The organism is Streptomyces sp. NPDC004721 (genome assembly GCF_053601495.1).
The window spans coordinates 1-25093 of record NZ_JBSGBZ010000005.1; the positions used below are offsets into that span (position 1 = coordinate 1).

A 25093-nucleotide genomic window follows, 5' to 3' on the forward strand; every position below is an offset into this window, starting at 1 on the left:
CCGGAAGCTAAGCCTTACAGCGCCGATGGTACTGCAGGGGGGACCCTGTGGGAGAGTAGGACGCCGCCGAACAAATTTTGAAGAAAACCCCCGTGTCATTCGGCACGGGGGTTTTCTGCGTTTACGCTCGGTCGGCCGGCACTCGCTTAGGCTCGTACTCATGCGCTACGACCTCGTCATCTTCGACAACGACGGCGTCCTCGTCGACAGTGAGCCCATCTCCAACCGGCTCCTCGCCGCCTACCTCACCGAGTTGGGGCACCCCACCTCGTACGAGGACTCCATCCGCGACTACATGGGGTCGGCGATGCACCGGATCCACGACCTCGTCCTGGAGCGGACGGGAAAGCGGCTGCCGGACGACTTCGACGACGTCTTCCACGCCCGTGTCTTCGCCGCGTTCCGGCGGGAGCTGAAGCCGGTGGCCGGTACCGCCGACGTACTGGAGAAGCTGACGGTGGACGGGACGCCGTACTGCGTCGCGTCCTCGGGGAGTCATGAGCGGATCCGGGTGGGACAACGGACCACCGGACTTGACCGGTGGTTCGACGAGGAGCGGATCTTCAGTTCGCAGGACGTGGGCCGGGGCAAGCCGGCGCCGGACCTGTTCCTCCACGCGGCCGACCGGATGGGCGTGGCCCCCGAGCGGTGCGTCGTCGTCGAGGACTCCCCGCTGGGTGTGCGGGCCGCCGTCTCCGCCGGGATGGACGTCTACGGGTTCACCGCGATGACCCCGGCCGCGAAGCTCGCGGATGCCACCCAACTCTTCTCGCACATGGAGGAGTTGGCCGACCTGCTGACATGACGCCGGCCACCGCCGCGGCACTGACAATTGTCATGCGGAGCTCCGGACGATCGTTTCTACTGGCGGACCCCCCTCGCCCGCGAAGCTCTGAGCATGACGACGAACACGAAGCGCGCGAACCTCGCCCCTCTGCTCGTGGATGTGGCGGTGCCGGTCGGCGGGTACTACCTGCTCAAGAACGGATTCGGGATGAGCACGCTGGCTGCCCTGGGGTGGAGCAGCGTGGTCCCCGCCCTGCGGACCGGGTGGGCCGCGGTCAGGGAGCGCAGGGTCAACGGGCTCGCCGCGCTCATCCTGTTCGTCAACGTGGTCGGGCTGCTGCTCAGTTTCGTCGCCGGTGACCCGCGGCTGATGCTCGCCAAGGACAGCGGCGTCAGCAGCGCGATCGGCATCGGCATCCTGGTGTCCGTGGCGCTGGGCAGGCCGATGATGACCGCCGCCATGAAGCCCTGGCTGGTGAAGGGCGACGCGAGGCGGGAGGCCGCCTGGGCGCGACTGGCCGCCGAATCCGCGGACTTCCGGCGGACGGAGAAGGTGTTCTCGCTGGTGTGGGGCGTGGTGCTGCTCGCGGAGTGCGTGGTGCGGGTCGTGGGTGCCTACACGGTGCCGGTGGACACCATGGTGTGGCTGGGCACCGTGATCATGGCGGTCACGATGGTGCTCGGGTTCCTCCTGAGCGGTGCTCTCGCCGCCGGGCCTATGGCCTACATGCTGATGGCCGAGCTGAAAGCCGAGACGAACGCCGAAGCCACGCAGGTCCAGGAGCCCGCCGACGCCCAGGAGCCCGCCATGGCCCAGAAGTCCCCGAAGGGGCTCACCCTGGCCCGAAGCTGAGCAGAATTCATCTTTCGCCGGACCTACCCACAGGTAGCCCAGGGCCCTACGCTCGCCGCCATGACAGATGTGCTGCGGCGCGGTAGGGCCTCGCTGGCGTTCAGCTTCTTCGCGCAGGGCGTCGCCTTCGCTCTCCTCGTGACGCGCATCCCGGCCATCCAGGGCCGGTACGAGGTCTCCGACGCGTTGCTGCCGGTCTTCCTGGCCGCCGTGCCGATCCTCGCCGGTATCGGCAGCACGACCACCGAACAACTGGTGAAACGCGTCCGGCCCAGCCGGCTGCTGCGCTGGTCCCAGCCCGTCGTCCTCCTGTCCCTGCTCGGGGTCGGGGCGGGCGGCCGGGTCGCCGAACTGGGCGTGGCGCTGGCCGCGTTCGGGCTGGCCGTGGGGATGCTGGACGCCTCGATGAACATGCTCGGGGTGAGCCTGCAACGGGCGTACGGCAGCAGCATCATGCTCGGTTTCCATGCCGTCTACAGCCTCGGCGGGATCGTGGGTGCCTCGCTGGCCTGGGCCGGGGCGCACTGGCACCTGGCGCTGTGGGTGTCGTACCTGCCGGTGGTGGCGGTGCTGCTGCCGGCGGTCCTCGTGGGCAGCCGGTGGTACGTCGACGCCGACTCCGCCGCCGCGTCGGACGAGGCCGGCGGGGAGGCCGGGGAAGGCGGAGGGACCGTCGTGTTCCGGCTGCTGCTGCCGCTGTGTCTGGTGATGACGTTCGCGTACATCGGGGACTCGACCGTCTCCAACTGGAGCGCGAAGTACCTCCAGGACACGCTGGGCAGCTCCGAGCAGTTGGCGACGGTGCCGTACAACGTCTACATGGTCACCACGCTGCTGGGGCGGGCCATCGGGGACACCGGGGTGCGGCGGTTCGGTGCCGTGGCCGTCGTACGGCTGGGCGCGCTGGTGGCGGCCTTGGGGTTCGCGGTGGTCGCCGGGGCGCCAGGTCCCTGGGTGGGCATGCTCGGGTTCACGCTGCTGGGACTGGGCCTGTGCGTGCTGGTGCCGCAGACCTTCGCCGCGGCCGGGCGCCTGTTCCCGGGCGCCTCGGACAAGGCCGTCGCACGGCTCAACATCTTCAACTACGTGGGTTTCCTGGTCGGCTCCCCGCTGGTGGGGGCGCTGGGCGACGCGTGGAGCTACCGCGGGGCGATGCTGGTGCCCATGGTGTTGGTGCTGGTGACGTCGGTGTGCGCCGGGTCGTTCGCGCCGCGACCGGACCGATACGGTGACGGTCATGAGCGGCCGCGCACAGCTGATGTGGGACGAGGCAGTAACGGGCTATGACTTCGGTCGGGACCACCCGATGGACCCGGTCCGCCTCGTCCTGACCCGGAAACTGGTCGGCGCGCTCGGACTCGACCGGGAGACGCGGCTGGTGGCGGCCAGGCCGGCCGGCGACTCGACGCTGCGGCTGGTCCACCGGGAGGACTACATCGCCGCGGTGAAGGCCGCGTCGGCGGACCCGGGATCGGCCGACGGGACGTACGGGCTGGGGACGTTGGACGATCCGGCGTTCGCCGGGATGCACGAGGTGTCCGCGCTGATCGCGGGGCAGTCGGTGGCGGCGGCGGAGGCCGTGTGGCGCGGGGACGCGCTGCACGCGGTGAACTTCGCGGGCGGGCTGCACCACGCGATGCCGGGTGCCGCGTCGGGCTTCTGCGTCTACAACGACGCCGCGCTGGCGATCGCTCGGCTGCTGGAGCTGGGTGCCGAACGGGTCGTGTACGTCGACACCGACGTGCACCACGGGGACGGGGTGCAGACCGCGTTCTGGGAGGACCCGAGGGTGCTGACGATCTCGGTGCACGAGCATCCCCGGACCCTGTTCCCGCAGACGGGATGGCCGCAGGAGACCGGGGCCCCGTCCGCCGAGGGATCGGCCGTGAACGTGGCGCTGCCGGCGGGTACCGGGGACGCCGGGTGGCTGCGGGCGTTCCACGCGGTGGTGCCGGAACTGGTCGCCGACTTCCGGCCGCAGGTGCTGGTCACCCAGCACGGGGCGGACACGCACTTCGAGGATCCGCTGGCGCATCTGGCGGTGTCGCTGGACGCGCAGCGGGCGGTGCAGATGGCGTGCCACGAGCTGGCCCATGAGCACGCCGAGGGGCGGTGGGTCGCGCTGGGCGGAGGCGGGTACGCGGTGGTGGACGTCGTACCCCGGTCGTGGACGCATCTGGTGGGGATCGCGGCGGGGCGGCCGGTGGAGCCGGAGACGGTGATCCCCGAGAGCTGGCGGCAGGCGGTGTACGCGCGGACACGGCAGTTGGGCCCGATGCGGATGACCGACGGGCGGTGGCCGGTGTCCTGGGCGGACTGGGAGGCGGGGTACGACCCGGCGGACCGGCTGGACCAGGCGATCCTGGCGACCCGGCGGGCGGTGTTCCCGCTGCGGGGCCTGCTGCCGTAGCGCCGGTCGCCGGTGAACGGACCGTCCGGTTAGGCCGACTGTGCGGTGTTCCCGGGTTCTCGGGACGACCGCGGGGGGCGTGCGTCAGCATCGCTCGGGTGTTGAGCATCGCGGCGCTGCGCGCCCATCTGGTGAGGGCCCGTCTCGCCGGGATGGTGACCACGACGCGGGAGGCCGGCCTGCGCAGCTATCGGCTGTTCGCGGCCAGGGACCCCCGGGTGCTGATCGGGATCGACCCCGAAGGGCCTTGGCAGCAGCGGGACTTGATCGACCTGATGGCGCTCAGGTGTGGTGTTTCGGCCGATCCGCGGCACACTTTCGGCCCCGATGCCATCGACCCGGATCTGACGCTGGCCGCGCTGGACGCCTTCGCGGACCGGCTCGGTGCGGCGGCGCGGCGCGGCGCCCCCGTGCTCCTCGGCACCGGGCACCCGCACCGGCTGCTCGGTTTCTACGCCGCGCTGGCGGACGCCCTGTCGGCGGCGGGGTGTACCGTCCTCACCCCCGCGCAGGGTCGCTGTGTCGACATAACGACCCGGTTCGGTCTACGTACGTGCCGCCTCGAGTACGTACGAGGAGTCGCCCTGGTCCGGCCTTCCGGCACCGAACGCTCCGGTTGTGAGCCCGGCGCGCACACGCATTCACCGCTCCCGGTTCGGCTGGCGCTCGCGGCGGCGGCCGACGCCGGCGGCCCGCTGCCGGAACTGGTGATCGGGGATCACGGCTGGGTCTGCGGTGCAGGTCAGCTGGGGTTCGACGCCATGGGGCCGGCCGACACGAACGACCCCGCGCTCTTCGTCGGGCAGGCGGAGGGGCGGGTGTCCGTCGTCGTTCCACTTGATGACGGCGTACGGCCCGCCTACTACCGCCCGCTGGCCCGCTACGTACTCAATCGCGCGTGTCTGTCACAGTAGGCCGCCGATGGTCCACCTCTTCCCCACTCGCATCACCCGCCCCTAGTCTGGGGAGTGAGCACGCAGCGACGAAGAGTCACCGGAAGGGGAAGCCGGTGGCCGTCGAGTGCGGAAGGTTCAGGTGTGTCATGGCTGCAGCTGGCGAAAGGCCTCTGAACGAGGTTCAGTTCCTTACCGTGGCGGAAGTCGCCTCGGTCATGCGAGTGTCGAAGATGACCGTGTACCGCCTGGTGCACAGCGGTCATCTGCCCGCGATCCGGGTGGGGCGGTCCTTCCGCGTCCCGGAGCAAGCGGTTCACGAGTACCTCCGCGAGAGCTACGTGGGGGTGGAAACCGCCTGACGGCGATCAGGAGGGGTCCGTGAAGGACACTAGGGAACACTTCCGGATCCCTCCGGACACCTCGATTACGACCTCAGCGCTCGGGCGGGTAGGCTAGCCCCTCGTAGGTCGTGTGGGCCCATGGCGCCCAAACACCGAGTGATGAGAAGTGAGCGAGGGTAGTCGTGGGCTCTGTTATCAAGAAGCGGCGCAAGCGGATGGCCAAGAAGAAGCACCGCAAGCTGCTCAAGCGCACCCGCGTCCAGCGTCGCAACAAGAAGTAGACGCCGGTCGCGCGAGGTACGCGCCAACGCGAAAGCGTGTCTGTGACCCCCCACCGCATCCGGTGGGGGGTCGCGTGCGTCCGGGGCCGGCCGGCCGCCGGGTGGCTCGATCCCGTTCGCACGCACGTACCTGCCGTCACGTCGCGCATCGAGAGGTCGCCGCAGCGCAACCTCGACCCGATAGGTTGGCCGCACACGGGGAACCCGGCGGTGATCCGGGCGGGAAGGAAGGCGCTGATCTTGGGACAGGTCGTGCTCGTGACCGGAGTGGCCCGTCAGCTCGCGGGCCGGTTCGTACGGCGCATCCAGCGTGACCCGGAGGTCGACCGGGTGGTCGCCGTGGACGCGGTCCCGCCCGAGCACCATCTGGGCGGCGCCGACTTCGTCCAGGCGGACATCCGGCAGCCCACGATCGCGCGGGTGCTCGCCGAGACGTCCGCCGACACGGTGGTGCACATGGACGTGACCGGCACCGCGCTGGGCAGCGGAAGCCGGGCCCTGGTCAAGGAGACCAACGTCATCGGCACCATGCAGTTGCTGGGCGCCTGCCAGAAGTCCCCGTCCGTCAAGCGGCTGGTGGTCAAGTCCAGCACCAACGTCTACGGCTCCGCGCCCCGGGACCCGGCGGTGTTCACCGAGACCACCCCGCCCAAGTCCCTGCCGAGTGGCGGCTTCGCGAAGGACACGGTCGAGGTCGAGGGGTATGTGCGGGGCTTCGCCAGGCGGCGGCCGGACGTCGCCGTGTGCGTGCTCAGGTTCGCCAACATCCTCGGTCCGACGGCGGACACCCCGCTCGCCTCGTACTTCTCGCTGCCGGTGCTGCCGACGGTGTTCGGCTACGACCCGCGGTTGCAGTTCGTCCACGAGGACGACGTGATCGAGGTCCTGCGGATCGCCTCGCACGAGCCGCGTCGCGCCACCCTCAACAGCGGCACGTTCAACATCGCCGGCGACGGTGTGCTGCTGCTCTCGCAGTGCTCCCGGCGGCTGGGACGCCCCACGGTCCCGCTGCTGCTTCCCGCCGTGACGTGGGCGGGCTCGCTGGTGCGTACGCTGGGAATGACGGACTTCTCACCCGAGCAGATCCGCCTTCTGACCCACGGCCGGGTCGTGGCGACGGACCAGATGCGCGAAACACTCGGCTTCGCACCCAAGTACACGACCGCGGAGACCTTCGCAGAATTCGCCCGCAGCCGCGGCCCCGGGCTGCTGCCGCCGGAGGTCCTCGCGGGGGCCGTCGACCGGATCGCCGCCCTGTCCCACCCGGGCAGTGGCCACCCGACGCAGAGCGCCTACTGAGGAGCGCAGCACCATGGCGGACGCCAAGGTCATTCCGTTCGACGACGACCGGTCCCGTGGAAGCGCCGGACAGCGGCCGTCGCGGCGCCGGAGCACGGGGAGCCGCCGCACCGGCGCCGAGTCGGCGGCGGTCGGCGAGGTGCAGCCCCTGCCCACCAGGGGTGCCGCGCCGGATGATGCCTCCGTGACCAGTGAGGAAGAGCCGCCGAGCCGGCCGTCGCAGGACGGCGGTCTGGAGCGGCGCATCGCGAGCGGTCTGGCGTTCCTGCGCCGCCGCCTCACCGGGGACTACGACGTCGACGACTTCGGCTACGACGCCGAACTCACCGACCAGCTCCTGATGTCCCTGCTGCGGCCGTTGTACGAGAAGTACTTCCGGGTCGATGTGAAGGGGATCGAGAACATTCCCGCCGAGGGCGGCGCCCTGATCGTCGCCAACCACTCCGGCACGCTGCCGCTGGACGGGCTGATGATGCAGGTCGCCGTCCACGACCGGCATCCCGCGGACCGGAATCTGCGGCTGCTCGCCGCCGACCTGGTGTTCGTGCTGCCGGTGGTCAACGAACTCGCCCGCAAGCTCGGCCACACCCTTGCCTGCACCGAGGACGCCGAGCGGCTGCTCGGGCAGGGCGAGCTGGTCGGGGTGATGCCGGAGGGCTTCAAGGGCATCGGCAAGCCGTTCAGCGAGCGCTACAAGCTGCAGCGGTTCGGCCGCGGCGGCTTCGTGTCGACCGCGCTGCGCCAGGGCGTGCCGATCATCCCGTGCTCGATCGTCGGGGCCGAGGAGATCTATCCGATGATCGGCAACGCCAAGACCGTCGCGCGGCTGCTGGGCATCCCGTACTTCCCGCTGACGCCCACCTTCCCGTGGCTGGGGCCGCTGGGCGCGATCCCGCTGCCGACGAAGTGGACGATCCAGTTCGGCGAGCCCATCCCGACGGACGGGTATCCGCCGGAGGCGGCGGAGGATCCGATGCTGATGTTCAACCTGACCGACCAGGTCCGCGAACAGATCCAGCACACCCTCTACAAGCTGCTGGTGCAGCGCAGGTCGGTGTTCTTCTGACGGTGCCACGAAGGCGGGGGCACCCCCGGTGAGGGGTGCCCCCGCCTTCGTGGGGCTGTGCTCGGCACCGCCTACTTCGCGTCCTCCGCGTTGATGCCGAGGCCGGGCAGCAGGCCCGGGAGGAGCGGCGGGATCGTCACGTCGGGGCCGCTGGGGGGCGACTTGGTCGCGGACGGCGAGGCGCTGCTGCTGGGCTTCGGCGGGTCGAGCAGACCGCCGGTGGAGCCGCCGAGCAGCCCCTCGTCCTGGCTGCCGGAGCCGGCCGACGCGCTGGGGCTGTCGCTGCCGGTTTGGGGGCTGCCGGAGGCTGTGTCGCCGCCGGCGCTGGGCTGGGCCGAGTGCGCGGCGCCGGGCGAACCGGCGGACGGCGTCGGCCGGGGGCCGTGCTGCTTGCCGTCGCCGCCCGGGGAGGGGTGCTGCGGGAGCATCGACTGGAGCGGGGCGACCTCGTCGTCTATGGCGTCGAACACCGACGACACCTGCTGACTGACGTCGCCGAGCTGCACGGGGAGGCGGTCGCGGAGCGCGCCCCAGGCCTCGCGGTGGGACCGCGAGAAGGTGGAGAGGGCCTGGATGGGACGCAGGGAGTCGGGGTCGCGCTCGTACGCCTCGTGCAGCAGGCGGTGGCCCTCGGTGGCGTCGTGCTGCACCCCGGACAGGGTGCGGCGGATCTCGCCGAGCGACTCGTGGTCGAGCCCGCCGCCGCGGCCGCGCTCCATCAGCCTGCGGGCCTCGCTCAACCGGGTCGAGGCGAGGTCGAGGTAGGCCTGGCCCTGCTCGTCGGCGCCGTCGGTCAGGTAGGTGAGCTTGAAGTCCTCGATGCCGCGTTTGAGGCCGTACAGCGAGTCACCGGGGAGGGCGCTGGAGCTGGCGGCGGCCACTCCGCCGAAGGCTCCCGCGGCCACACCCACGCTGAGTCCGCCGGCGGCCAGCGACTTGCTCAGCCGCGTGCGCGGCCGCAGTTTCCCCAGGCCGCTCGCCCGGTGTGCGCCGCGCGCCCGTTGCCTGGGCACCGGTGGGTCACTCGCCTCGCCCGCCGCGGTGCTCTCCTGGAGCATGGCCTCCATCGCGGCCACCAGGCGGGCCCGCTGGACGACCTTGACCTCGGGGTCCAGCTCCGGCCGCGGCAGCGCGTCCAGACCGGTGGCGAGGGCCAGCATGCGGCCCTGCTCGGTCTGTTCCGCGGCAGCCGGGGTCCGTGCCGGTCCTTCGGCCTGTTCGGCCGCCGTGCCCCGGTCGGACAGTTCTTCCAGGGACTGGGCGAAGGCGTTCGCCCGCCGGTGCGCCGATACGTTCGCGATCACTGGCGGCACCTCCTCTCGTCATGACGGTCGACTCCCCGGGGGTCCTGAGGGTGCACGTCCACAGCCGCTTCTTCCGATCGGTCGATCAGGATTGGCCAAGGCGTGACCACAGGGAGCCTCTATCCCGCACAACGAGCGGCGCGGCACTTGGGTTACGGACCCGGGCTGATCGGATCGAGAAGTCAACACACCTCGACGGAGCGTGAGTTGAGAGTCGCGGAGCGTGTGCGCCGCTCAGCGTGCGTCGTCGGGGAGAAGCCGGGCCAGGGTGCGTACGGCCCGGTACTGAAGGGTCTTGATGGCACCCTCGTTCTTGCCCATCACCCGGGCGGTCTCCGCGACGGACAGGCCCTGGAGGAAGCGGAGCGTGACGCACTCCTGCTGCTGCGGATTGAGCCGTCGTACGGCGTCCAGGAGGGCGGCGTTGGACAGGGACTCGAGGACGGAGTCCTCGGGGGAGCGCTCGACCTCGTTGGCGTCGAGCATCTCGCCGGTGGTGACCTCGAGCCGGAACCGGCTGGACTTGAAGTGGTCGGCGACGAGGTTGCGGGCGATGGTGACCAGCCAGGCGCCGAAGTCGCGGCCCTGCCAGGTGAAGGTGCCGATGCGGCGCAGGGCGCGCAGAAAGGTCTCGCTGGTGAGGTCCTCGGCCGTCGCCTTGCCGCCGACGCGGTAGTAGATGTACCGGTACACGGTGTCGCTGTACTGGTCGTAGAGCCGTCCGAAGGCGTCGGCCTCGCCGGCCTGGGCGCGTTCGACGAGCTCCATCATCCGGGCGCTGTCGCTGTCCGCGGCGGGGCGCCGGACGGTGGCCGCCGCGGCCGGGCGTCCTCGCCTGCCGGCCGCCCGCCCGTCGCCGGCTCGTCGCCCCTCGACCACGGCGCTGCGAGTCGGCACCTGCTCCATGCCGTCGGCCAGCGCGTAGGCCGGACCTACCGGCGCGGCGGTGGCGAATACGGGGCCGGCGTACGCGGTGGGGACGAGACCGCGCAGCAGGTCCAGGACCGTTGCGCGGAGCGTAGCCAGGCCCGAGGCGTCAACCCCGACGTGTGGGTACACGGGACTCCCAGAGGCAGAGCTTCCATCACGTGCAGTGCGGAACCGTTCACCCGTCGTAGCGACGATGGGGTACCGGTTTGCGTCTGAGGAGAATAACGCTTCGTACAGGCGCTGCTACACCGAGTTGCTCAAATCATCGATTCCGTCGCTTCCGTAACCGATTGGCGTGCGTTCGCACGTCGGAGAGTGACCGTTTGCTGACCGATCTGTTCCGTCTTCGGTATATGTCTGGGGCGCATGCTGGCAATGCACCGCCAAGTCGAATGGCCAGAACGGCATGGGCGTACGTTCGGTCAATTGCCCGCGGATCCGGGTGCGCCGCACGAAAACGACCGGCGAAGGCCCGTACCGCCACTGGGCGGCACGGGCTGCGGGGCGGTATGGACGGCGGCGCGGGTGGTGAGCGGCCGGTGACGAGTGGGGGAGTGGTGGCGGTGCGGTACGCCGGTGTCAGCGGCGGCGGCGGTGCAGGGCGATGGCCGCCGCGGTGCCGCCGGCGACGGCGCCGACGCCGGCCGCCGCGGGGATGCCGACCTTGGCCGCCTTGCGGCCGGTGCGGTAGTCGCGCAGGCGCCAGTCCATCGCGCGGGCGTGGCGACGGAGTTTGGCGTCGGGGTTGATGGCGTAGGGGTGGCCGACCAGGGACAGCATGGGGATGTCGTTGTGGGAGTCGCTGTAGGCGGCGCAGCGGGTCAGGTCCAGGGCCTCCGCCGCGGCCAGGGCGCGTACCGCCTCGGCCTTCGCCGGGCCGTGCAGCGGCTCGCCGACCAGCCGGCCGGTGTAGACGCCGTCGACGGACTCCGCCACCGTGCCGAGCGCGCCGGTCAGGCCCAGGCGGCGGGCGATGACCTGGGCGATCTCCACCGGCGCGGCTGTGACCAACCACACCTTCTGACCGGCGTCCAGGTGGGCCTCGGCGAGTGCGCGCGTGCCCGGCCAGATCCGCTCGGCCATGTACTCGTCGTAGATCTCCTCGCCGATGGACTTCAGCTCGGCGACCCGGTGGCCCTTCACGATCGACAGCGCCGAGTCGCGGGCGTCCTGCATGTGCTCGGGGTCCTCCACCCCGGCCAGCCGGAACCACGCCTGCTGCCAGGCGAACTTGGCGAGGTCGCGCGTGTCGAAGAACTTCCGCTTGTACAGGCCCCGGCCGAAGTGGAACAACGCGGCGCCCTGCATGACGGTGTTGTCGAGGTCGAAGAAGGCGGCGGCCCGCTCGTCCCCGTGCACCGGGAACTCCGACGCCTCCTGCGGGGCCGGCGGGACGCCCGCTTCCTGCGAGGATTTGCGCGCTGCCTCCGCAGAGGCCTCGCCTGCCAACACGCTTCGCGCCGTGGCGGAGCGCCTACGGGAAGTGAGCCATCCGAGAGCGGCCATGGCGTGAGCATAGCCAGTTGGCAGGGTGGTTCCGGAGTCGAGAGGTTTCGCGGCCCGTGAACTCTTTGCGACGGGGTCGTTGCGGCGGTCCGCGCCGGCGGGGTTCCGCGGGCCCGTGCCGGAGCGACAATGGCCGACATGAGTCCCATCTTCCGCCGCAAGTCCCCCGGGCCCCAGGGGCGGCTCGTCACCCTCGTCCGCAAGCCGGGCTGCCACCTGTGCGACGACGCGCAGGCCGTCGTGGAGAAGGTCTGCGCCGACCTGGGTGTCGCCTGGGAGCAGAAGGACATCACCCAGGATCCGGAGCTGTACGACCGGTACTGGGAGCAGATTCCGGTTGTACTCGTCGACGGTGAACAACACACCTTCTGGCGGGTGAACGAGGGGCGGCTGCGCAAGGAGCTCGCGGGCTGATCGAGACTGACCGAGGAGTCCAAACTGGCCGGAAGTCGCCTAGGATCGATGGCGTCTTGGTCTCGGGGGTGGGGATCGTAGAGGAGAGTGTGCGGTTTTGCCCCCAACAACAAAGGCACAGTGGTGCGGATGTGGCGGTTCCAAACATCCGCGCCGGGGGTGCGTGACCCCGGTCACGTTGGCCGGGCAAATCGGACACCATCTTTGTGCACACGTTCACAAAGACATAGCCTGCTGTCGACGGGGCGGTCTGGGGACGTATGACCGCCCGCAGCCCCGCTCTACCCGCAGGAGCACCGTGGCAACTGGCCGAACTCACCGACCGGCGACCCGTAGCCGAGGGATTCCCGAGGCCACCGTCGCCAGGCTTCCGCTGTACCTCCGAGCCCTGACCGCACTGTCGGAGCGCTCGGTGCCCACGGTCTCCTCCGAGGAGCTCGCGGCCGCGGCGGGGGTCAACTCCGCCAAGCTGCGCAAGGACTTCTCCTACCTCGGCTCCTACGGGACCCGCGGGGTCGGCTACGACGTCGAGTATCTCGTGTACCAGATCTCCCGCGAACTGGGGCTCACCCAGGACTGGCCGGTTGTGATCGTCGGTATCGGCAACCTCGGCGCCGCCCTCGCCAACTACGGCGGCTTCGCCTCCCGCGGCTTCCGCGTCGCCGCGCTCATCGACGCCGACCCCGCGATGGCCGGCCGGCCCGTCGCCGGCATCCCGGTCCAGCACGCCGACGAGCTGGAGAAGATCATCCGGGACAACGGCGTCTCGATCGGCGTGATCTCGACCCCCGCGGGCGCCGCCCAGCAGGTCTGCGACCGGCTGGTGGCCGCCGGTGTCACCTCCATCCTGAACTTCGCGCCGACCGTGCTGTCCGTCCCGGACGGCGTCGACGTGCGCAAGGTCGACCTCTCCATCGAGCTTCAGATCCTCGCCTTCCACGAGCAGCGCAAAGCCGGTGAGGAGGCCGTCGCCGAGCGCGCCGTCCCGCCCGCCGCCGCGGTCCGCGACGAGTCCACCGACCAGGGCCCGGACGGGGATGTCCCCGCCGTGATGCCGGCATGAGTCTCCTCGTCGTCGGACTGAGCCACCGCAGCGCCCCGGTCAGCCTCCTGGAGCGCGCCTCGCTGAGCGCGGACGGCCAGGACAAGCTGCTCCAGGACACGGTCGCCGCCGAGCCGGCCACCGAGGCCGCCGTCCTCGCCACCTGCAACCGCATCGAGCTGTACGCCGACGTGGACAAGTTCCACGCCGGTGTCGCCGAACTGTCCACGCTGCTCGCCCAGCACAGCGGGGTCGGTCTGGAGGAGCTCACCCCGTACCTCTACGTGCACTACGAGGACCGGGCCGTCCACCACCTGTTCTCGGTGGCCTGCGGCCTGGACTCGATGGTCGTCGGCGAGGGCCAGATCCTCGGCCAGATCAAGAACTCCCTGGCCCGCGCCCAGGACCTGCACACCGCCGGGCGCCTGCTGAACGACCTGTTCCAGCAGGCCCTGCGGGTCGGCAAGCGCGCCCACTCCGAGACCGGCATCGACCGCGCCGGGCAGTCCCTGGTCACCTTCGGCCTGGAGCAGCTGTCCGCGGGCGCGGACGTGCAGGCCTGGGCGCGCGGCAAGAAGGCCCTGGTCATCGGCGCCGGATCGATGTCGTCGCTGGCCGCCGCCACGCTCGCCCGGGTCGGCGTCGGCGAGATAGTGATCGCCAACCGTACGCAGGACCGGGCCGAGCGCCTCGTCCAGATCCTCACCGAGGACGACGGCACGGACGTGTTGGCCCGCGCGGTACCGATGGACGCGGTGCCGGTCGAGCTGACACGTGCAGATGTCGCCGTCTCCTGCACCGGCGCGACGGGACTCGTCCTGACCGCCGAGACGGTCGCCGCCGCGGTCGAGGGCCGTACCGGGTCGCCCGTCACCGTGGCGCGGGCCGCCGGGGAAGAGCACGGCAGTGGCCGTACGGCGGTGCGGACGGACGTCCGCGAGACCCCCCTGCCGCCCGTGAACGCCGCCGGTGCCGACGAGAACTGCCCGCTGGACCTCGCCGCCGCCGAGCCCGGCTTCTCCCTGATGGGCGAGTCCGCCGTGGCCGGCCTGGACGCGGCCACCCTGGAGCAGCACGGGACCTGGGTCGATGGGGGTACCGCCCTGCTCGAGCGGAGCCGAGAGCTCGGGGGAGGCACCGTCGACCGCCACGAGTCCGCCCGTGCCGAGGCCGACCCGGAGGCCGACGCCGAGCTGATCACCGCGCTCGCCGCGACCGTGGCCGGCGCAGGCCGGATCCCCGAGTACCGCAGGCCCGAGCCGGTCGCCGCCGCACCGCGCCCCGAGCCGGCCCTGTTCGTGCTGGACCTCGCCATGCCGCGCGACGTCGAAGCGGCCGTGCACCGGCTCGCCGGGGCGCGCCTGGTGGACATCGAGTCGCTCGCCGAGGCCTCTGCCGACGCTCCGATGGCCGCCGACGTCGACCAGGTCCGCCGTATCGTCTCCGACGAGGTCGCGGCCTTCGGGGCTGCCCTGCGGGCGGCGCACATCACACCCACCGTCGTCGCGCTGCGCACCATGGCCGCCGACGTCGTGAGCAGCGAGATCGCCCGTCTGGAGGGGCGGCTGCCCAGCCTCGACGACAAGCACCGGGCGGAGATCACCCAGACCGTCCGGCGGGTCGTGGACAAGCTGCTGCACGCGCCGACGGTCAGGGTCAAGCAGCTCGCGGCCGAGCCGGGCGGCGTCGGATACGCGGACGCGCTGCGCACCCTGTTCGACCTGGACCCCGAGACGGTCGCCTCCGTCTCCCGGGCCGACCGCGATTCCGAAGACTCCGAGAAGCACGACGACTCCGAGAAGCACAGCAAGAACCGAGGGCCAGCATGACTGAGAAGGCACTGAGGCTCGGGACCAGGCGCAGCAAGCTCGCCATGGCCCAGTCCGGGTTGGTGGCGGACGCCGTGAGCCAGGTGACCGGACGGCCTGTCGAACTCGTCCCGGTCACCACCTACGGCGACATCTCCCGCGAGCACCTCGCACAGATCGGCGGCACGGGTGTGTTCGTGGCCGCGCTGCGCGAGGCGTTGCAGCGGGGCGAGGTGGACTTCGCGGTTCATTCGCTCAAGGACCTGCCCACCACGCAGCCCGAGGACCTGGTCCTGGCCGCCGTACCCGAGCGCGAGGACCCGCGCGACGTGCTCGTCGCCCGGGACGCGCTGAAGTTCACCGACCTGCCCCGCGGGGCGCGCATCGGTACGGGCTCGCCGCGCCGCATGGCCCAGCTGAACGCGTACGCCCGCGCCCACGGCCTGGACATCGAGACGGTCCCGATCCGGGGCAACGTCGACACCCGCATCGGCTTCGTCAAGAACGGCGAACTCGACGCGGTGGTGCTCGCCGCCGCCGGACTGAACCGGGTCGGCCGGAGCGAGGAGGCGACCGACTTCCTGTCGGTCGACACGATTCTGCCCGCCCCCGGCCAGGGGGCCCTGGCGGTCGAGTGCAGGGCGGGGCACACCGCCCAAGACGCTGCCCTCGCCGCCGAACTCGCCGAGCTCGACGACCCGCACACGCGGGCCGCCGTGACCGCCGAGAGGTCACTGCTCGCCGCCCTGGAGGCCGGTTGCAGCGCCCCCGTGGGCGCGCTGGCCGACCTGTTGGGCGACGGGCAGATTGTCAAGGAAATGCGCCTGCGGGGCGTCGTCGGCAGGCCCGACGGCTCCGCACTGGTGCAGCTGTCCACCACTGGTCCCGTGCCCCAGACGCACGAGCAGGCGATGGCACTCGGTCGCGAACTCGCCACCGAGATGCTCGCCCAGGGCGCGGCCGGTCTGATGGGGGAGCGAGCACAGTGAGCCCCACCACCCTTCCCGCCTGTCCCGAACACGGGCACGTCACCTTCCTCGGTGCCGGACCCGGAGATCCGGGACTGCTCACACTGCGCGCCGTGGAGGCGCTGGCCAACGCGGACGTCCTCGTCGCCGAGCACGAGGTGCTCGACGTCGTGCGCACGCACGCCAGGCAGGGCGTCGCCGTCGTGCACACGGACCCGGGTCCTTCGGCGGACTCGCATCCGGGCACGGGCACACCCCAGCTCACGGTTGTTGACGGCACGTCAACAACCGCTGGGATCCCCGCGGTGCGGGATGCCGCACATCTTGTCATGGAGGCCGCGCGGGGCGGCAGGCGGGTCGTCCGTGCGGTGTCCGGGGACCCGGGACTCGACACGTACGCCGCGGAGGAGATGCTCGCCTGCGCCGCCGCGGGCGTTCCCTTCGAGGTCGTCCCCGGCATCGCGGCCGCCGTCGGCGTGCCCGCGTACGCCGGGGTGCCGCTGCGCGACGCCCAGGGCACCGACGTGCGGTTCGTCGACGCCCGTACGGCCTCCGACCGCTGCTGGACCGAGGTCGGCGCCTCGGACGGCACGGTCGTCGTGTCGACCACGCTCGACTCGGTCGCCGCGGCGGCCGGCGAACTGGTCTCGGCGGGCCGCAAGCCCGACACCCCGATGACGGTGACGGTCGCCGGTACGACCACCCGCCAGCGCACCTGGGCGGCGACGCTCGGCACGATCGCGCAGACCCTGAAGCAGGCCAAGGTCCTGCCGTCCCCGGACGGCGGGCGCCCGGTGATAGCCGTGGTCGGCGAGCGCAGCGCGACCGCGCAGCGCGACCAGCTCTCGTGGTTCGAGTCCAAGCCGCTGTTCGGGTGGAAGGTCCTCGTGCCGCGCACCAAGGAGCAGGCGGCCTCGCTCTCCGACCAGCTGCGGTCCTACGGAGCCGTGCCGCACGAGGTCCCGACGATCGCCGTCGAGCCGCCGCGCACGCCCCAGCAGATGGAGCGCGCGGTGAAGGGCCTGGTGACGGGCCGCTACGAGTGGATCGCGTTCACCTCGGTCAACGCGGTGAAGGCGGTGCGGGAGAAGTTCGAGGAGTACGGCCTCGACGCCCGTGCGTTCGCCGGCATAAAGGTGGCCGCGGTCGGCGACCAGACCGCGAAGGCGCTGATCGCCTTCGGTGTGAAGCCGGACCTGGTGCCGAGCGGCGAGCAGTCGGCCGCGGGCCTGCTGGAGGACTGGCCGCCGTACGACCCGGTCTTCGACCCGATCGACCGTGTCTTCCTGCCCCGCGCGGACATCGCCACGGAGACCCTCGTGGCGGGTCTGATCGAACTGGGCTGGGAGGTCGACGACGTCACGGCCTACCGCACGGTCCGCGCCTCTCCGCCCCCGGCGGAGACCCGCGAGGCCATCAAGGGCGGCGGCTTCGACGCGGTGATGTTCACGTCGTCGTCCACGGTGCGGAACCTGGTCGGCATCGCGGGCAAGCCGCACAACGTGACGGTGATCGCCTGCATCGGCCCGGCCACGGCGAAGACCGCCGAGGAGCACGGCCTGCGGGTGGACGTGATGGCTCCCGAGCCGTCCGTCCACAAGCTGGCCGAGGCCCTGGCCGACTTCGGCGCGAGGCGCCGCCTGGCGGCCCTGGAAGCGGGCGACCCGGTGACCCGCCCGAGCGAACGCCGCCCGGGGGCGCGGAGACGCCGCTCGTCGACGTGAGTGCGATGTGAGTGCTGAGTGAGCTGGTGGCGGAGCGTGCCGTCCGGGCGCGTTCCGCCACCAGCTCGTTTACGTGAACCCCGGCGCCGTCGTGGGCCGGTCTTTCACTGCCCGGGGTTCGCGGTGTTCACGGAGGTTTTCGCGAGGTCCAGTCCGCGGAGGACGCGAGCCAGGTCGGCGGGTTCGGCCGCGAGGCGGACCGGTGTGCCGGCGTCGTCGAATTCGGCGACGTCCCAGCGTCTGTCCACGGGGTCGGTACTCGGGCGCGCCGTACGTTCTTGAGGGTGAGGCGCTCCACCGGTATCGGTTTCGCCGCGAACCGGTCCGGACCGGGCGCCACCGCGGGAGGGCCGCCGCCCAGGGCGATGTGGGTGCCGAAGCCGCGCGGGTTGTAGTCGGTGTCCTCCAGGAAGCGGGCGGCCAGGAATTCCTCCTCGTCCTCTTCGGCGGCGGACTTCTCGGTCGTTCCGGCCGCTGTTCCCGGCGCACAGGTGGTGTGCCAGGCCCCGGCGAACAGCCCCAGCGTGAGCAGCGAGCCCACGGCCAGCCACGTGATCGCCACGGGCGAGGAGAACAGGGTCGTGGGGTGGAGGTAGCAGAGCGGCAGGAGCCACAGCGCGGTGGCGACGAGCGCGCCCCCGAACGGGAGGGCCGGCGGGAGCTCCCCGTCGTCACGCAGTCGGCGCCCGAGCAGGCTCAGCAGCGAGTGGGCCGCGGGGTAGCACGCGGCGAGAGCGAACACGGCCGCGAAGACGGCCGTTCCTCCGGCGGTGGGGACGTTGACGTGCCACACGTAGCGCTTTCCGACGACCTTCATCACCCGGCCGCGCCAGAAGGTCAGCGCGCGGAGCGCTTCCACCTCGGCGTCGAAGTCCGGGTCGTCGGACGGCCGGCTGCGCGGCAGGGGCAGGAGCCGCTCGCGTCCGTCGTGCAGTACCAGGCTGACGCGACGGGGATTGTGGGCCCAGGGGGTTCGCGCGGTTTTCGGTGCACGCGCAGTTCGGCGATGTCGCCCCACGGCACGCTGCGGCGGCGCAGCAGCGTCCGGGAGTGCGGACCGCGGGCGTCGGCGCTCACCCGGACGAAGGGCCACAGGACGCGTCTCCAGCGGGGACGGCAGGTCACGTTCCACACATCGGCCATGCGCGGCATCCTGCCATCAGCCGAGCCGCACCTGCCGGTGCGGTGGTCCGGGCCCCCGTCGGAGGCCCGGACCCGTTCACGTGCCCTGAGTTGTCACGCCACGGTTCGGATGAGCTTCTTGTTGACGAACTCCTCGATTCCGGGGCGGCCGAGTTCGCGGCCGAAGCCGGAGCGCTTGATGCCGCCGAAGGGCAGTTCCGCGCCCTCGGCGCCGACGCCGTTGACGAAGACCATGCCGGCCTCGATGCGGTCGGCGACGCGTTCGGCCTGCGCGGGGTCGGTGGTGAAGACGTAGGACCCGAGGCCGTAGGGGGTGTCGTTGGCGATGCGCAGGGCGTCGTCCTCGTCGGCCGCCGGGAAGACCATTGCGACCGGTCCGAAGAGCTCCTGGCGGGCGGCGGTGTGTTCGGTGGTGAGCCCGGTGAGTACTCCGGCCGGGAAGTAGGCCCCGTGCCGTTCGCCCTCGCTGTGGAGCGTGGCGCCCTGGGCGACCGCCTCGTCCACCTGCCGGGCGAGGTTCGCGGCGGCGGCGGCCGACGACAGCGGGGCACCGGTCTCGCCGGCGAGCAGCCGGGCAGTGAACTTCTCGACGAACGCGTCGTAGAGGTCCTCGACGACGACGAACCGCTTGGCGGCGTTGCAGGCCTGGCCGGTGTTGTCGAGCCGGGCCGCGACGGCGGCCTCGACGACCGCGTCGAGGTCGTCGGTGGACAGCACGATGAACGGGTCGGAGCCGCCGAGTTCGAGAACGACGCGCTTCAGGTGCCGCCCGGCGATCTCGGCGACGGCGGCCCCGGCCCGCTCCGAGCCGGTCAGCGAGACGCCCTGGACCCGCGGGTCGGCGATCACCTCGGCGATCTGCTCGTTGGTGGCGTACACGTTGACGTACGCGCCGGCCGGGAAGCCCGCCTTGGCGAACAGCTTCTCCAGCAGCGCGGCGGTGGCCGGGCACTGGGGGGCGTGCTTGAGGACGATGGTGTTGCCGAGCGCGAGGTTCGGGGCGGCGAACCGGGCCACCTGGTAGGCCGGGAAGTTCCACGGCATGATGCCGAGCAGGACGCCCACCGGGCTGCGCCGGACGACGGCGCTGCCCGGACCGGAGGTGACGTCGAGCGGCTCGTCGGCGAGGAACGCCTCGGCGTGGTCGGCGTAGTAGTGGTAGATGTCGGCGCAGAAGCCGACCTCGCCCTCGGCTTCGGCGAGCGGCTTGCCCATCTCGCGCACGATGCTCGCGGCCAGTTCGGCCTGGTGCTCCGTGTGCAGGTCGCCGAGCCGGCGCAGCAGCGCGGAGCGCTCGGCCACGGAGCTGGTACGGCCCCAGGAGGTGGCCGCGTGGGCGGCGGAGACGGCATCCGCGATCTCGGCGTCGGTGGCGGTCGGGTAGGTCTCGGCGACTTCCCCGGTGGTGGGGTCGGTCACGGCGTACATCAGGCCTCCGGAAAGTGGTCGGGTACGGGGCGGCTGTCGGGCACGGGGCGGCTCACGGGGTCAGGATCGTCCTGACCCCGGTGTTCGACCTGAGATCGTCGAACGCCTCCGCCGTCTCCCGCAGCGGCCGGGTCCTGCCGATCAGGTCGTCCAGCGGCAGCCGGCCCGCCAGGTAGAGGCGGGCCAGTTTGGGGATGTCGATCTCCCCGACGCTGGAGCCGTAGTTGCAACCGAGGATACGTTTGCCCTGGTCGGCGAGGTCGAACAGGTCGAACGAACCGGCCGCGCCGGTCGGTGCCATCCCGACCAGGACCGCCGCGCCGCCCGAGGCGAGCATGGCCGGGAGGGTTTCGACGACCTTGGGGCTCCCGATCGCCTCGAAGGCGTAGTCCACCCCGCCGAGCTCCTCCTGGCACCAGGCCGCGACGTCGGTACCGGCGCCGTCGAGTGTGTGGGTGGCGCCGAACCGCTCGGCCACGGCGAGGCGTTCTGGGGAGAGGCCGACGGCGACGATGCGCTCAACCGGGTGGCGAGCGCCACGACCGCGACGGGTGAGGAAGAAGAAGTGGAAACCGCCGGAGCCGAACGCGATCAGGGCCGCGGCGGCGTTGCCGTTCAGCCCGAGCAGAAGCCCGAGACCGGCCAGCACGGCCGTCGCCGCCCCGGCCGACTCCCCGTCGGCAAAGGCATCGGGGCTGCGGGCGTAGCGTAGAGGGCATGACGAAGTACGGATCGTTTCCCGGTACGCGTCCTCGCCGGCTGCGCACCACCCCCGCCATGCGGCGCATGGTCGCCGAGACCCGGCTGCACCCGGCGGACCTCATCCTCCCCGCGTTCGTCCGTGAGGGCGTGAGCGAGCCCGTGCCGATCTCGGCGATGCCCGGGGTGGTGCAGCACACGCGCGACAGCCTGAAGAAGGCGGCCGCCGAGGCGGTGGAGGCCGGGATCTCCGGGATCATGCTGTTCGGGGTGCCGGAGGAGGGCAAGAAGGACGGCCTCGGGACGGCGGGGACGGACCCGGACGGGATCCTCCAGGTCGCGCTGCGCGATGTGCGCGCCGAGGTCGGGGACGAGCTGCTCGTCATGTCCGACCTGTGCCTCGACGAGTTCACCGACCACGGTCACTGCGGCGTCCTCGACGCCGAGGGCCGGGTCGACAACGACGCGACGCTCGAGCGGTACGCCGAGATGGCCCAGGTCCAGGCCGACGCCGGCGCCCATGTCGTGGGCCCCAGCGGGATGATGGACGGGCAGATCGGCGTCATCCGGGACGCGCTGGACCAGATCGGCCGGGAGGACGTGGCCGTCCTCGCCTACACCGCCAAGTACTCGTCCGCGTTCTACGGGCCCTTCCGGGAGGCGGTCGGCTCCTCGCTGCAGGGGGATCGCAAGACCTACCAGCAGGATCCGGCGAACCTGAGGGAGTCGCTGCGGGAGCTGGCCCTCGACCTGGAGGAGGGCGCCGACATGGTGATGGTCAAGCCGGCCGGTCCCTACCTCGACGTCCTCGCCCGGGTCGCCGACGCCGTGGACGTGCCGGTCGCCGCCTACCAGATCTCCGGCGAGTACTCGATGATCGAGGCCGCCGCCGAGAAGGGCTGGGTCGACCGGGACCGGGCCATCCTGGAGTCCCTGACCGGCATCAAGAGGGCCGGGGCGCGCAACATCCTCACCTACTGGGCCACCGAGGTCGCGCAGAAGCTGCGCTGACCCCGCCACCCCGCCGGGCCGCCCGTTTCCGCACGGGCGGCCCCGCCGCGCCGTGACCGGTGCGCGGTCCGCGGAGGGTCAGGAGCCCGTGCCCCGTTCGCCTTCGCCGCGCCGGCCGCGGGAACCTCCGCCCGCCGACGCCCGGGCGGTGCCGTCGGCGCCGCCGTGCGAGGCGGCGTGCTGGTTCAGCACCTTCATGATCTCCATGGCCAGGGACTCCGCCAGGGCGGGCGCGAGGGATTCCGCCAACGCGGTCGCAAGGACCTGCGCGAACAGCGCCTTCTCCAGTTCCGAGGACCGGGAGTGCGCCGGCCGGGAAAGGGACGTCGCGGCGGCTTCCAGCAGAGCCGCCGCCAGCGGGTCCTTCCCATGCCTCATACCGGTACCGGTGTGCGGAATCCCGGACTCGCGCACCATTTCCTCGAAGACCTCGTCGATGAAGGTCTCCAGGGGATCCCGTTCCGTCTCTCCGCCGGACTCAGCTGCCATTTGTGGTTCCTCAAGTTCGATTGCCGTACGGGACCCGCCCCCCGACGCCGGTGAGCGCGGCCGTCGGAGGGCGGGGTGTCGCCAGCTCCTAGCGCCGGGCGGCCAGCGCGGCGAGCAGCAGGGGGTGCTGGATCGTCGAGCCCCCGCGCTCCTCGCGGCGGCGCATGAGCATGGCGAGGAGGAGGGGGTTCTCGATGATGGGGTCCTCCCGTTCCTCCCGGCGGCGCATCAGGGCGGCGAGCAGCAGGGGGTGCTGGATCATCGACTCCCCGCGCTCCTCGCGGCGGCGCATGAGCATGGCGAGGAGGAGGGGGTTCTCGATGATGGGGTCCTCCCGTTCCTCCCGGCGGCGCATCAGGGCGGCGAGCAGCAGGGGGTGCTGGATCATCGACTCCCCGCCCTCCTCCCGGCGGCGCATGAGCGCGGCGAGGAGGAGAGGGTGGCCGATGATCGGGTCCTCCCCGTGTTCCTCACGCCGGGAGAGCAGCGCGGCCAGCAGAAGCGGTCCGATGGCGGACTCCTCTTCCTCCTGGCCGACGCCTGCCTTCTCCCGAGTGGGGCTCTCCGTCGTTGCCGTCATGGATTCCTCCTTCTGTGAAGCAAGACGCAGACGCATGACGCAGCGGAGTGCCCGAACTGTGGGAAGTTCCGCGCTCCGCTCCTTCGTCATCGTCGGGGCCTCCGGTGCCCGCCGCACTTCGATCTTGTGCGCGAGGAAGGGGCTCCCGGCGGCGCGTACGGGCCGCAGGAGGTGGGGGACATGCCCGGACGTCCGCCGCAACGCGCGCAGGCCCCGACCCGTCGAGTACGGGGCGGGGCCTGCGGCGGACGGACCGGCGGATCCGTCAGAGGCGCTCGGGCGTCCGGATGCCCAGCAGGGCCATGCCCTGGTGCAGGGTGCGCGCGGTGACGTCGCACAGGAACAGGCGGTTCTCCACCTGCTCCGGCGTCTCCGCCTTCAGCACCGGGCACTTGTCGTAGAAGGTCGTGTACAGGGACGCGAGCTGGTACAGGTACGCGGTCAGCTTGTGCGGGGCGTACTCGGCGGCCGCCTCCCGCACCATCTCCGCGAAGGCGTCGGCGTGCAGGCCCAACGCCCGCTCCGCCTGCGTCAGTTCCAGCTCCGGGTGCGCGCAGGGCCGTACCTCTCCGGCCTTGCGGAGGATCGACTGGATCCGGGCGTAGGCGTACTGGAGGTAGACCGACGTGTCGCCGTTCAGCGAGACCATCTGGTCCAGGTCGAACTTGTAGTCCCGGCTCGCCGAGGTCGACAGGTCCGCGTACTTCACCGCGCCGATGCCCACTTGGGCACCCCGCTCGGCGATCTCCTCGTCCGAGAGGTCCTGCGCCTTCTCCCGGACGACCGCCGAGGCACGCTCGATCGCCTCGTCGAGCAGGTCGACCAGGCGGACCGTCTCGCCCTCACGGGTCTTGAACGGCTTGCCGTCCTTGCCGAGCACCGTGCCGAACGCCAACTGGTACGCCGTCACGTCGTCGTTCAGCCAGCCGGCCCGCCGCGCGGTCTCGAAGACCATCTTGAAGTGCAGGGACTGCCGGGCGTCCACGACGTACAGCAGGGTGTTCGCCTTGAGGTTGAAGACCCTGTCCCTGATCGCCGACAGGTCGGTGGCCGCGTAGCCGTAGCCGCCGTCGGACTTCTGGACGATCAGCGGGACCGGGTTGCCGTCCGGGCCCTTGACGTCGTCGAAGAAGACGCACAGGGCGCCCTCCGAGCGGACCGCCACGCCGGACTCCTCCAGCAGGCGGCAGGTCTCGGCGAGCATGTCGTTGTAGCCGGACTCGCCGACGATGTCCGGGTCCCGGACATCCATGTCCAGCTTCTCGAAGACGGAGAAGAAGTAGATCTTCGACTCGTCCACGAACTTCTGCCACATGGCCACCGTGTGCGCGTCGCCGGCCTGGAGGTCCACCACCCGGCGCCGGGCCCGCGTCTTGAACTCCTCGTCGGAGTCGAAGAGCTTGCGCGCGGCCTTGTAGAGGCGGTCGAGGTTCGACATCGCCTCCGCGCCGGTCACCTCGGACGCCTTGTGGTCCAGCTCGTGCGGGTGCTCGTCCAGATACTGGATGAGCATGCCGAACTGGGTGCCCCAGTCGCCGATGTGGTGCCGGCGGACCACGTTCTCGCCGGTGAACTCCAGGAGCTGGACGACGGAGTCGCCGATCACCGCGGACCGCAGGTGGCCGACGTGCATCTCCTTCGCCACGTTCGGCTGGGCGTAGTCGATCACCGTCGTGCCCGGCTGCTCCGCGTACGGCACACCCAGCCGGCCCTCGGAGTCGGCCGCCCGCGCCGCGAGGTTCTCCGTGATCGCCCGGTCGGTGACCGTGATGTTGAGGAATCCGGGTCCGGAGACCTCGACGTCCTTGATCAGATCACCGGTGACCACGTGCCCGACGACCTGCGCCGCCAGCTCCCGCGGGTTCGACTTCGCCTGCTTGGCCAGCGCCAGGATGCCGTTGGCCTGGAAGTCCGCCCGGTCGCTGCGTCGCAGCAGCGGGTCCGCGGCGGCGGTCTCCGGCAGGGTGGCCGAGAGGGCGGACGCGAGGCGCTGGTGGACGGAAGCGGTGAGGGACGTGACCGAGGCCATAGGAAAGGGTGCCGTTCTCCTCGTGCGGATGGATAGACAGGCCCAGTATCCCATGCGGGGTAAAGCGAATTTTCCGGCCGACGGGC

Annotated in this window: 24 protein-coding genes and 1 rRNA gene; 16 read left to right on the forward strand and 9 right to left on the reverse strand. The window is 71.3% G+C overall.

Translation table 11 applies throughout. The features are described from left to right. The 10 genes from rrf to ACWEK3_RS05575 form a co-directional block, all read left to right on the forward strand. A 5S ribosomal RNA gene (rrf, locus tag ACWEK3_RS05530) occupies window positions 1-72 on the forward strand; the annotation flags it as partial. 88 nt (window positions 73-160) lie between these two features. After that, complete coding sequence (locus tag ACWEK3_RS05535) at window positions 161-805, forward strand: HAD family hydrolase (RefSeq protein WP_453249019.1); 645 nt, start codon at window positions 161-163, stop codon at window positions 803-805. 93 nt (window positions 806-898) lie between these two features. Continuing rightward, window positions 899-1639 carry a VC0807 family protein gene (locus tag ACWEK3_RS05540; protein ID WP_453249020.1) on the forward strand — a complete coding sequence of 247 codons (741 nt, stop codon included), beginning with the start codon at window positions 899-901 and terminating at the stop codon, window positions 1637-1639. Between the two features lie 60 nt (window positions 1640-1699). Beyond that, complete coding sequence (locus ACWEK3_RS05545) at window positions 1700-2926, forward strand: MFS transporter (protein ID WP_453249021.1); 1227 nt, start codon at window positions 1700-1702, stop codon at window positions 2924-2926. Then, window positions 2877-4049: an acetoin utilization protein AcuC gene (locus ACWEK3_RS05550; protein ID WP_390725269.1), complete on the forward strand. Its 1173-nt coding sequence runs from the start codon at window positions 2877-2879 to the stop codon at window positions 4047-4049. The genes ACWEK3_RS05545 and ACWEK3_RS05550 overlap by 50 nt, the downstream gene beginning before the upstream one ends. Window positions 4050-4147: 98 nt before the next feature. Continuing rightward, window positions 4148-4963 (forward strand): phosphatase, encoded by an 816-nt coding sequence (locus tag ACWEK3_RS05555; RefSeq protein ID WP_450546648.1) that lies wholly within the window; start codon window positions 4148-4150, stop codon window positions 4961-4963. Between the two features lie 128 nt (window positions 4964-5091). Next, window positions 5092-5304 carry a helix-turn-helix domain-containing protein gene (locus tag ACWEK3_RS05560; RefSeq protein ID WP_004984898.1) on the forward strand — a complete coding sequence of 71 codons (213 nt, stop codon included), beginning with the start codon at window positions 5092-5094 and terminating at the stop codon, window positions 5302-5304. A 164-nt stretch (window positions 5305-5468) separates the two neighbouring features. Beyond that, window positions 5469-5567 carry a 30S ribosomal protein bS22 gene (locus tag ACWEK3_RS05565; protein ID WP_003948845.1) on the forward strand — a complete coding sequence of 33 codons (99 nt, stop codon included), beginning with the start codon at window positions 5469-5471 and terminating at the stop codon, window positions 5565-5567. A 240-nt stretch (window positions 5568-5807) separates the two neighbouring features. Beyond that, window positions 5808-6866, forward strand: coding sequence for an NAD-dependent epimerase/dehydratase family protein (locus tag ACWEK3_RS05570; RefSeq protein ID WP_376504697.1), 1059 nt, complete (start codon window positions 5808-5810; stop codon window positions 6864-6866). Between the two features lie 13 nt (window positions 6867-6879). Continuing rightward, entirely contained in the window at window positions 6880-7932 is a 1053-nt protein-coding gene (locus ACWEK3_RS05575; RefSeq protein WP_450546647.1) for a lysophospholipid acyltransferase family protein, read from the forward strand. 71 nt (window positions 7933-8003) lie between these two features. Here ACWEK3_RS05575 and ACWEK3_RS05580 read toward each other — a convergent pair whose 3' ends face one another. The 3 genes from ACWEK3_RS05580 to ACWEK3_RS05590 form a co-directional block, all read right to left on the reverse strand. Next, a complete protein-coding gene (locus ACWEK3_RS05580; protein WP_450546646.1) occupies window positions 8004-9236 on the reverse strand; it encodes a DUF5667 domain-containing protein in 1233 nt (410 codons plus the stop codon). A 234-nt stretch (window positions 9237-9470) separates the two neighbouring features. After that, window positions 9471-10295 (reverse strand): ECF subfamily RNA polymerase sigma factor, BldN family, encoded by an 825-nt coding sequence (locus tag ACWEK3_RS05585; RefSeq protein WP_450546645.1) that lies wholly within the window; start codon window positions 10293-10295, stop codon window positions 9471-9473. A 450-nt stretch (window positions 10296-10745) separates the two neighbouring features. Next, window positions 10746-11672: an HAD family hydrolase gene (locus ACWEK3_RS05590; protein WP_361421012.1), complete on the reverse strand. Its 927-nt coding sequence runs from the start codon at window positions 11670-11672 to the stop codon at window positions 10746-10748. Between the two features lie 129 nt (window positions 11673-11801). Here ACWEK3_RS05590 and ACWEK3_RS05595 point away from each other — a divergent pair, with 129 nt between their 5' ends. The 5 genes from ACWEK3_RS05595 to ACWEK3_RS05615 all read left to right on the forward strand — a co-directional run bounded on the left by ACWEK3_RS05595 (window position 11802) and on the right by ACWEK3_RS05615 (window position 17628). Beyond that, window positions 11802-12086 (forward strand): glutaredoxin family protein, encoded by a 285-nt coding sequence (locus ACWEK3_RS05595; RefSeq protein ID WP_390725263.1) that lies wholly within the window; start codon window positions 11802-11804, stop codon window positions 12084-12086. Between the two features lie 298 nt (window positions 12087-12384). Beyond that, complete coding sequence (locus tag ACWEK3_RS05600; RefSeq protein ID WP_361421006.1) at window positions 12385-13149, forward strand: redox-sensing transcriptional repressor Rex; 765 nt, start codon at window positions 12385-12387, stop codon at window positions 13147-13149. Further along, window positions 13146-14957 (forward strand): glutamyl-tRNA reductase, encoded by a 1812-nt coding sequence (locus ACWEK3_RS05605; RefSeq protein WP_453249022.1) that lies wholly within the window; start codon window positions 13146-13148, stop codon window positions 14955-14957. Before ACWEK3_RS05600 ends, ACWEK3_RS05605 begins: the two co-directional genes overlap by 4 nt. Then, entirely contained in the window at window positions 14954-15925 is a 972-nt protein-coding gene (gene hemC / locus ACWEK3_RS05610; protein WP_361421000.1) for a hydroxymethylbilane synthase, read from the forward strand. Before ACWEK3_RS05605 ends, hemC begins: the two co-directional genes overlap by 4 nt. Next, a complete protein-coding gene (locus ACWEK3_RS05615; RefSeq protein ID WP_376547224.1) occupies window positions 15922-17628 on the forward strand; it encodes a bifunctional uroporphyrinogen-III C-methyltransferase/uroporphyrinogen-III synthase in 1707 nt (568 codons plus the stop codon). The genes hemC and ACWEK3_RS05615 overlap by 4 nt, the downstream gene beginning before the upstream one ends. A gap of 127 nt (window positions 17629-17755) precedes the next feature. On the opposite strand, the gene ACWEK3_RS05620 is transcribed toward ACWEK3_RS05615, so the two are convergent. The 3 genes from ACWEK3_RS05620 to ACWEK3_RS05630 form a co-directional block, all read right to left on the reverse strand. Then, a complete protein-coding gene (locus ACWEK3_RS05620; RefSeq protein WP_453249023.1) occupies window positions 17756-18487 on the reverse strand; it encodes a hypothetical protein in 732 nt (243 codons plus the stop codon). Between the two features lie 377 nt (window positions 18488-18864). Next, on the reverse strand, window positions 18865-20199 hold the full coding sequence (locus ACWEK3_RS05625; protein ID WP_453249024.1) for an NAD-dependent succinate-semialdehyde dehydrogenase: 1335 nt from the start codon (window positions 20197-20199) through the stop codon (window positions 18865-18867). 52 nt (window positions 20200-20251) lie between these two features. Then, window positions 20252-20848 carry a zinc-binding dehydrogenase gene (locus ACWEK3_RS05630; protein ID WP_450546641.1) on the reverse strand — a complete coding sequence of 199 codons (597 nt, stop codon included), beginning with the start codon at window positions 20846-20848 and terminating at the stop codon, window positions 20252-20254. 68 nt (window positions 20849-20916) lie between these two features. Between ACWEK3_RS05630 and hemB the strand changes: the two genes are divergently transcribed. Further along, on the forward strand, window positions 20917-21909 hold the full coding sequence (hemB, locus tag ACWEK3_RS05635; protein ID WP_384428590.1) for a porphobilinogen synthase: 993 nt from the start codon (window positions 20917-20919) through the stop codon (window positions 21907-21909). Window positions 21910-21987: 78 nt separating this feature from the next. Here the strand turns inward: hemB and ACWEK3_RS05640 are convergent, their stop codons facing one another. The 3 genes from ACWEK3_RS05640 to argS form a co-directional block, all read right to left on the reverse strand. After that, on the reverse strand, window positions 21988-22398 hold the full coding sequence (locus ACWEK3_RS05640; protein ID WP_365432590.1) for a hypothetical protein: 411 nt from the start codon (window positions 22396-22398) through the stop codon (window positions 21988-21990). Window positions 22399-22486: 88 nt separating this feature from the next. Next, window positions 22487-22978, reverse strand: coding sequence for a hypothetical protein (locus tag ACWEK3_RS05645; RefSeq protein ID WP_384079096.1), 492 nt, complete (start codon window positions 22976-22978; stop codon window positions 22487-22489). Window positions 22979-23243: 265 nt separating this feature from the next. Then, window positions 23244-25007: an arginine--tRNA ligase gene (gene argS / locus ACWEK3_RS05650; protein WP_384428592.1), complete on the reverse strand. Its 1764-nt coding sequence runs from the start codon at window positions 25005-25007 to the stop codon at window positions 23244-23246. Between the last annotated feature and the right edge of the window lie 86 nt (window positions 25008-25093).

What these genes read in the sequence shown, in the direction of transcription:
- ACWEK3_RS05535 (WP_453249019.1), top strand. Translation starts at nt 161, where the DNA reads ATGCGCTACGACCTCGTCATCTTCGACAACGACGGCGTCCTCGTCGAC.
- ACWEK3_RS05540 (WP_453249020.1), top strand. Translation starts at nt 899, where the DNA reads ATGACGACGAACACGAAGCGCGCGAACCTCGCCCCTCTGCTCGTGGAT.
- ACWEK3_RS05545 (WP_453249021.1), top strand. Translation starts at nt 1,700, where the DNA reads ATGACAGATGTGCTGCGGCGCGGTAGGGCCTCGCTGGCGTTCAGCTTC.
- ACWEK3_RS05550 (WP_390725269.1), top strand. Translation starts at nt 2,877, where the DNA reads ATGAGCGGCCGCGCACAGCTGATGTGGGACGAGGCAGTAACGGGCTAT.
- ACWEK3_RS05560 (WP_004984898.1), top strand. Translation starts at nt 5,092, where the DNA reads ATGGCTGCAGCTGGCGAAAGGCCTCTGAACGAGGTTCAGTTCCTTACC.
- ACWEK3_RS05575 (WP_450546647.1), top strand. Translation starts at nt 6,880, where the DNA reads ATGGCGGACGCCAAGGTCATTCCGTTCGACGACGACCGGTCCCGTGGA.
- ACWEK3_RS05590 (WP_361421012.1), bottom strand. Translation starts at nt 11,672, where the DNA reads ATGGCCGCTCTCGGATGGCTCACTTCCCGTAGGCGCTCCGCCACGGCG.
- ACWEK3_RS05595 (WP_390725263.1), top strand. Translation starts at nt 11,802, where the DNA reads ATGGCCGACATGAGTCCCATCTTCCGCCGCAAGTCCCCCGGGCCCCAG.
- ACWEK3_RS05605 (WP_453249022.1), top strand. Translation starts at nt 13,146, where the DNA reads ATGAGTCTCCTCGTCGTCGGACTGAGCCACCGCAGCGCCCCGGTCAGC.
- hemC (WP_361421000.1), top strand. Translation starts at nt 14,954, where the DNA reads ATGACTGAGAAGGCACTGAGGCTCGGGACCAGGCGCAGCAAGCTCGCC.
- ACWEK3_RS05625 (WP_453249024.1), bottom strand. Translation starts at nt 20,199, where the DNA reads ATGTACGCCGTGACCGACCCCACCACCGGGGAAGTCGCCGAGACCTAC.
- hemB (WP_384428590.1), top strand. Translation starts at nt 20,917, where the DNA reads ATGACGAAGTACGGATCGTTTCCCGGTACGCGTCCTCGCCGGCTGCGC.
- ACWEK3_RS05640 (WP_365432590.1), bottom strand. Translation starts at nt 22,398, where the DNA reads ATGGCAGCTGAGTCCGGCGGAGAGACGGAACGGGATCCCCTGGAGACC.
- ACWEK3_RS05645 (WP_384079096.1), bottom strand. Translation starts at nt 22,978, where the DNA reads ATGACGGCAACGACGGAGAGCCCCACTCGGGAGAAGGCAGGCGTCGGC.
- argS (WP_384428592.1), bottom strand. Translation starts at nt 25,007, where the DNA reads ATGGCCTCGGTCACGTCCCTCACCGCTTCCGTCCACCAGCGCCTCGCG.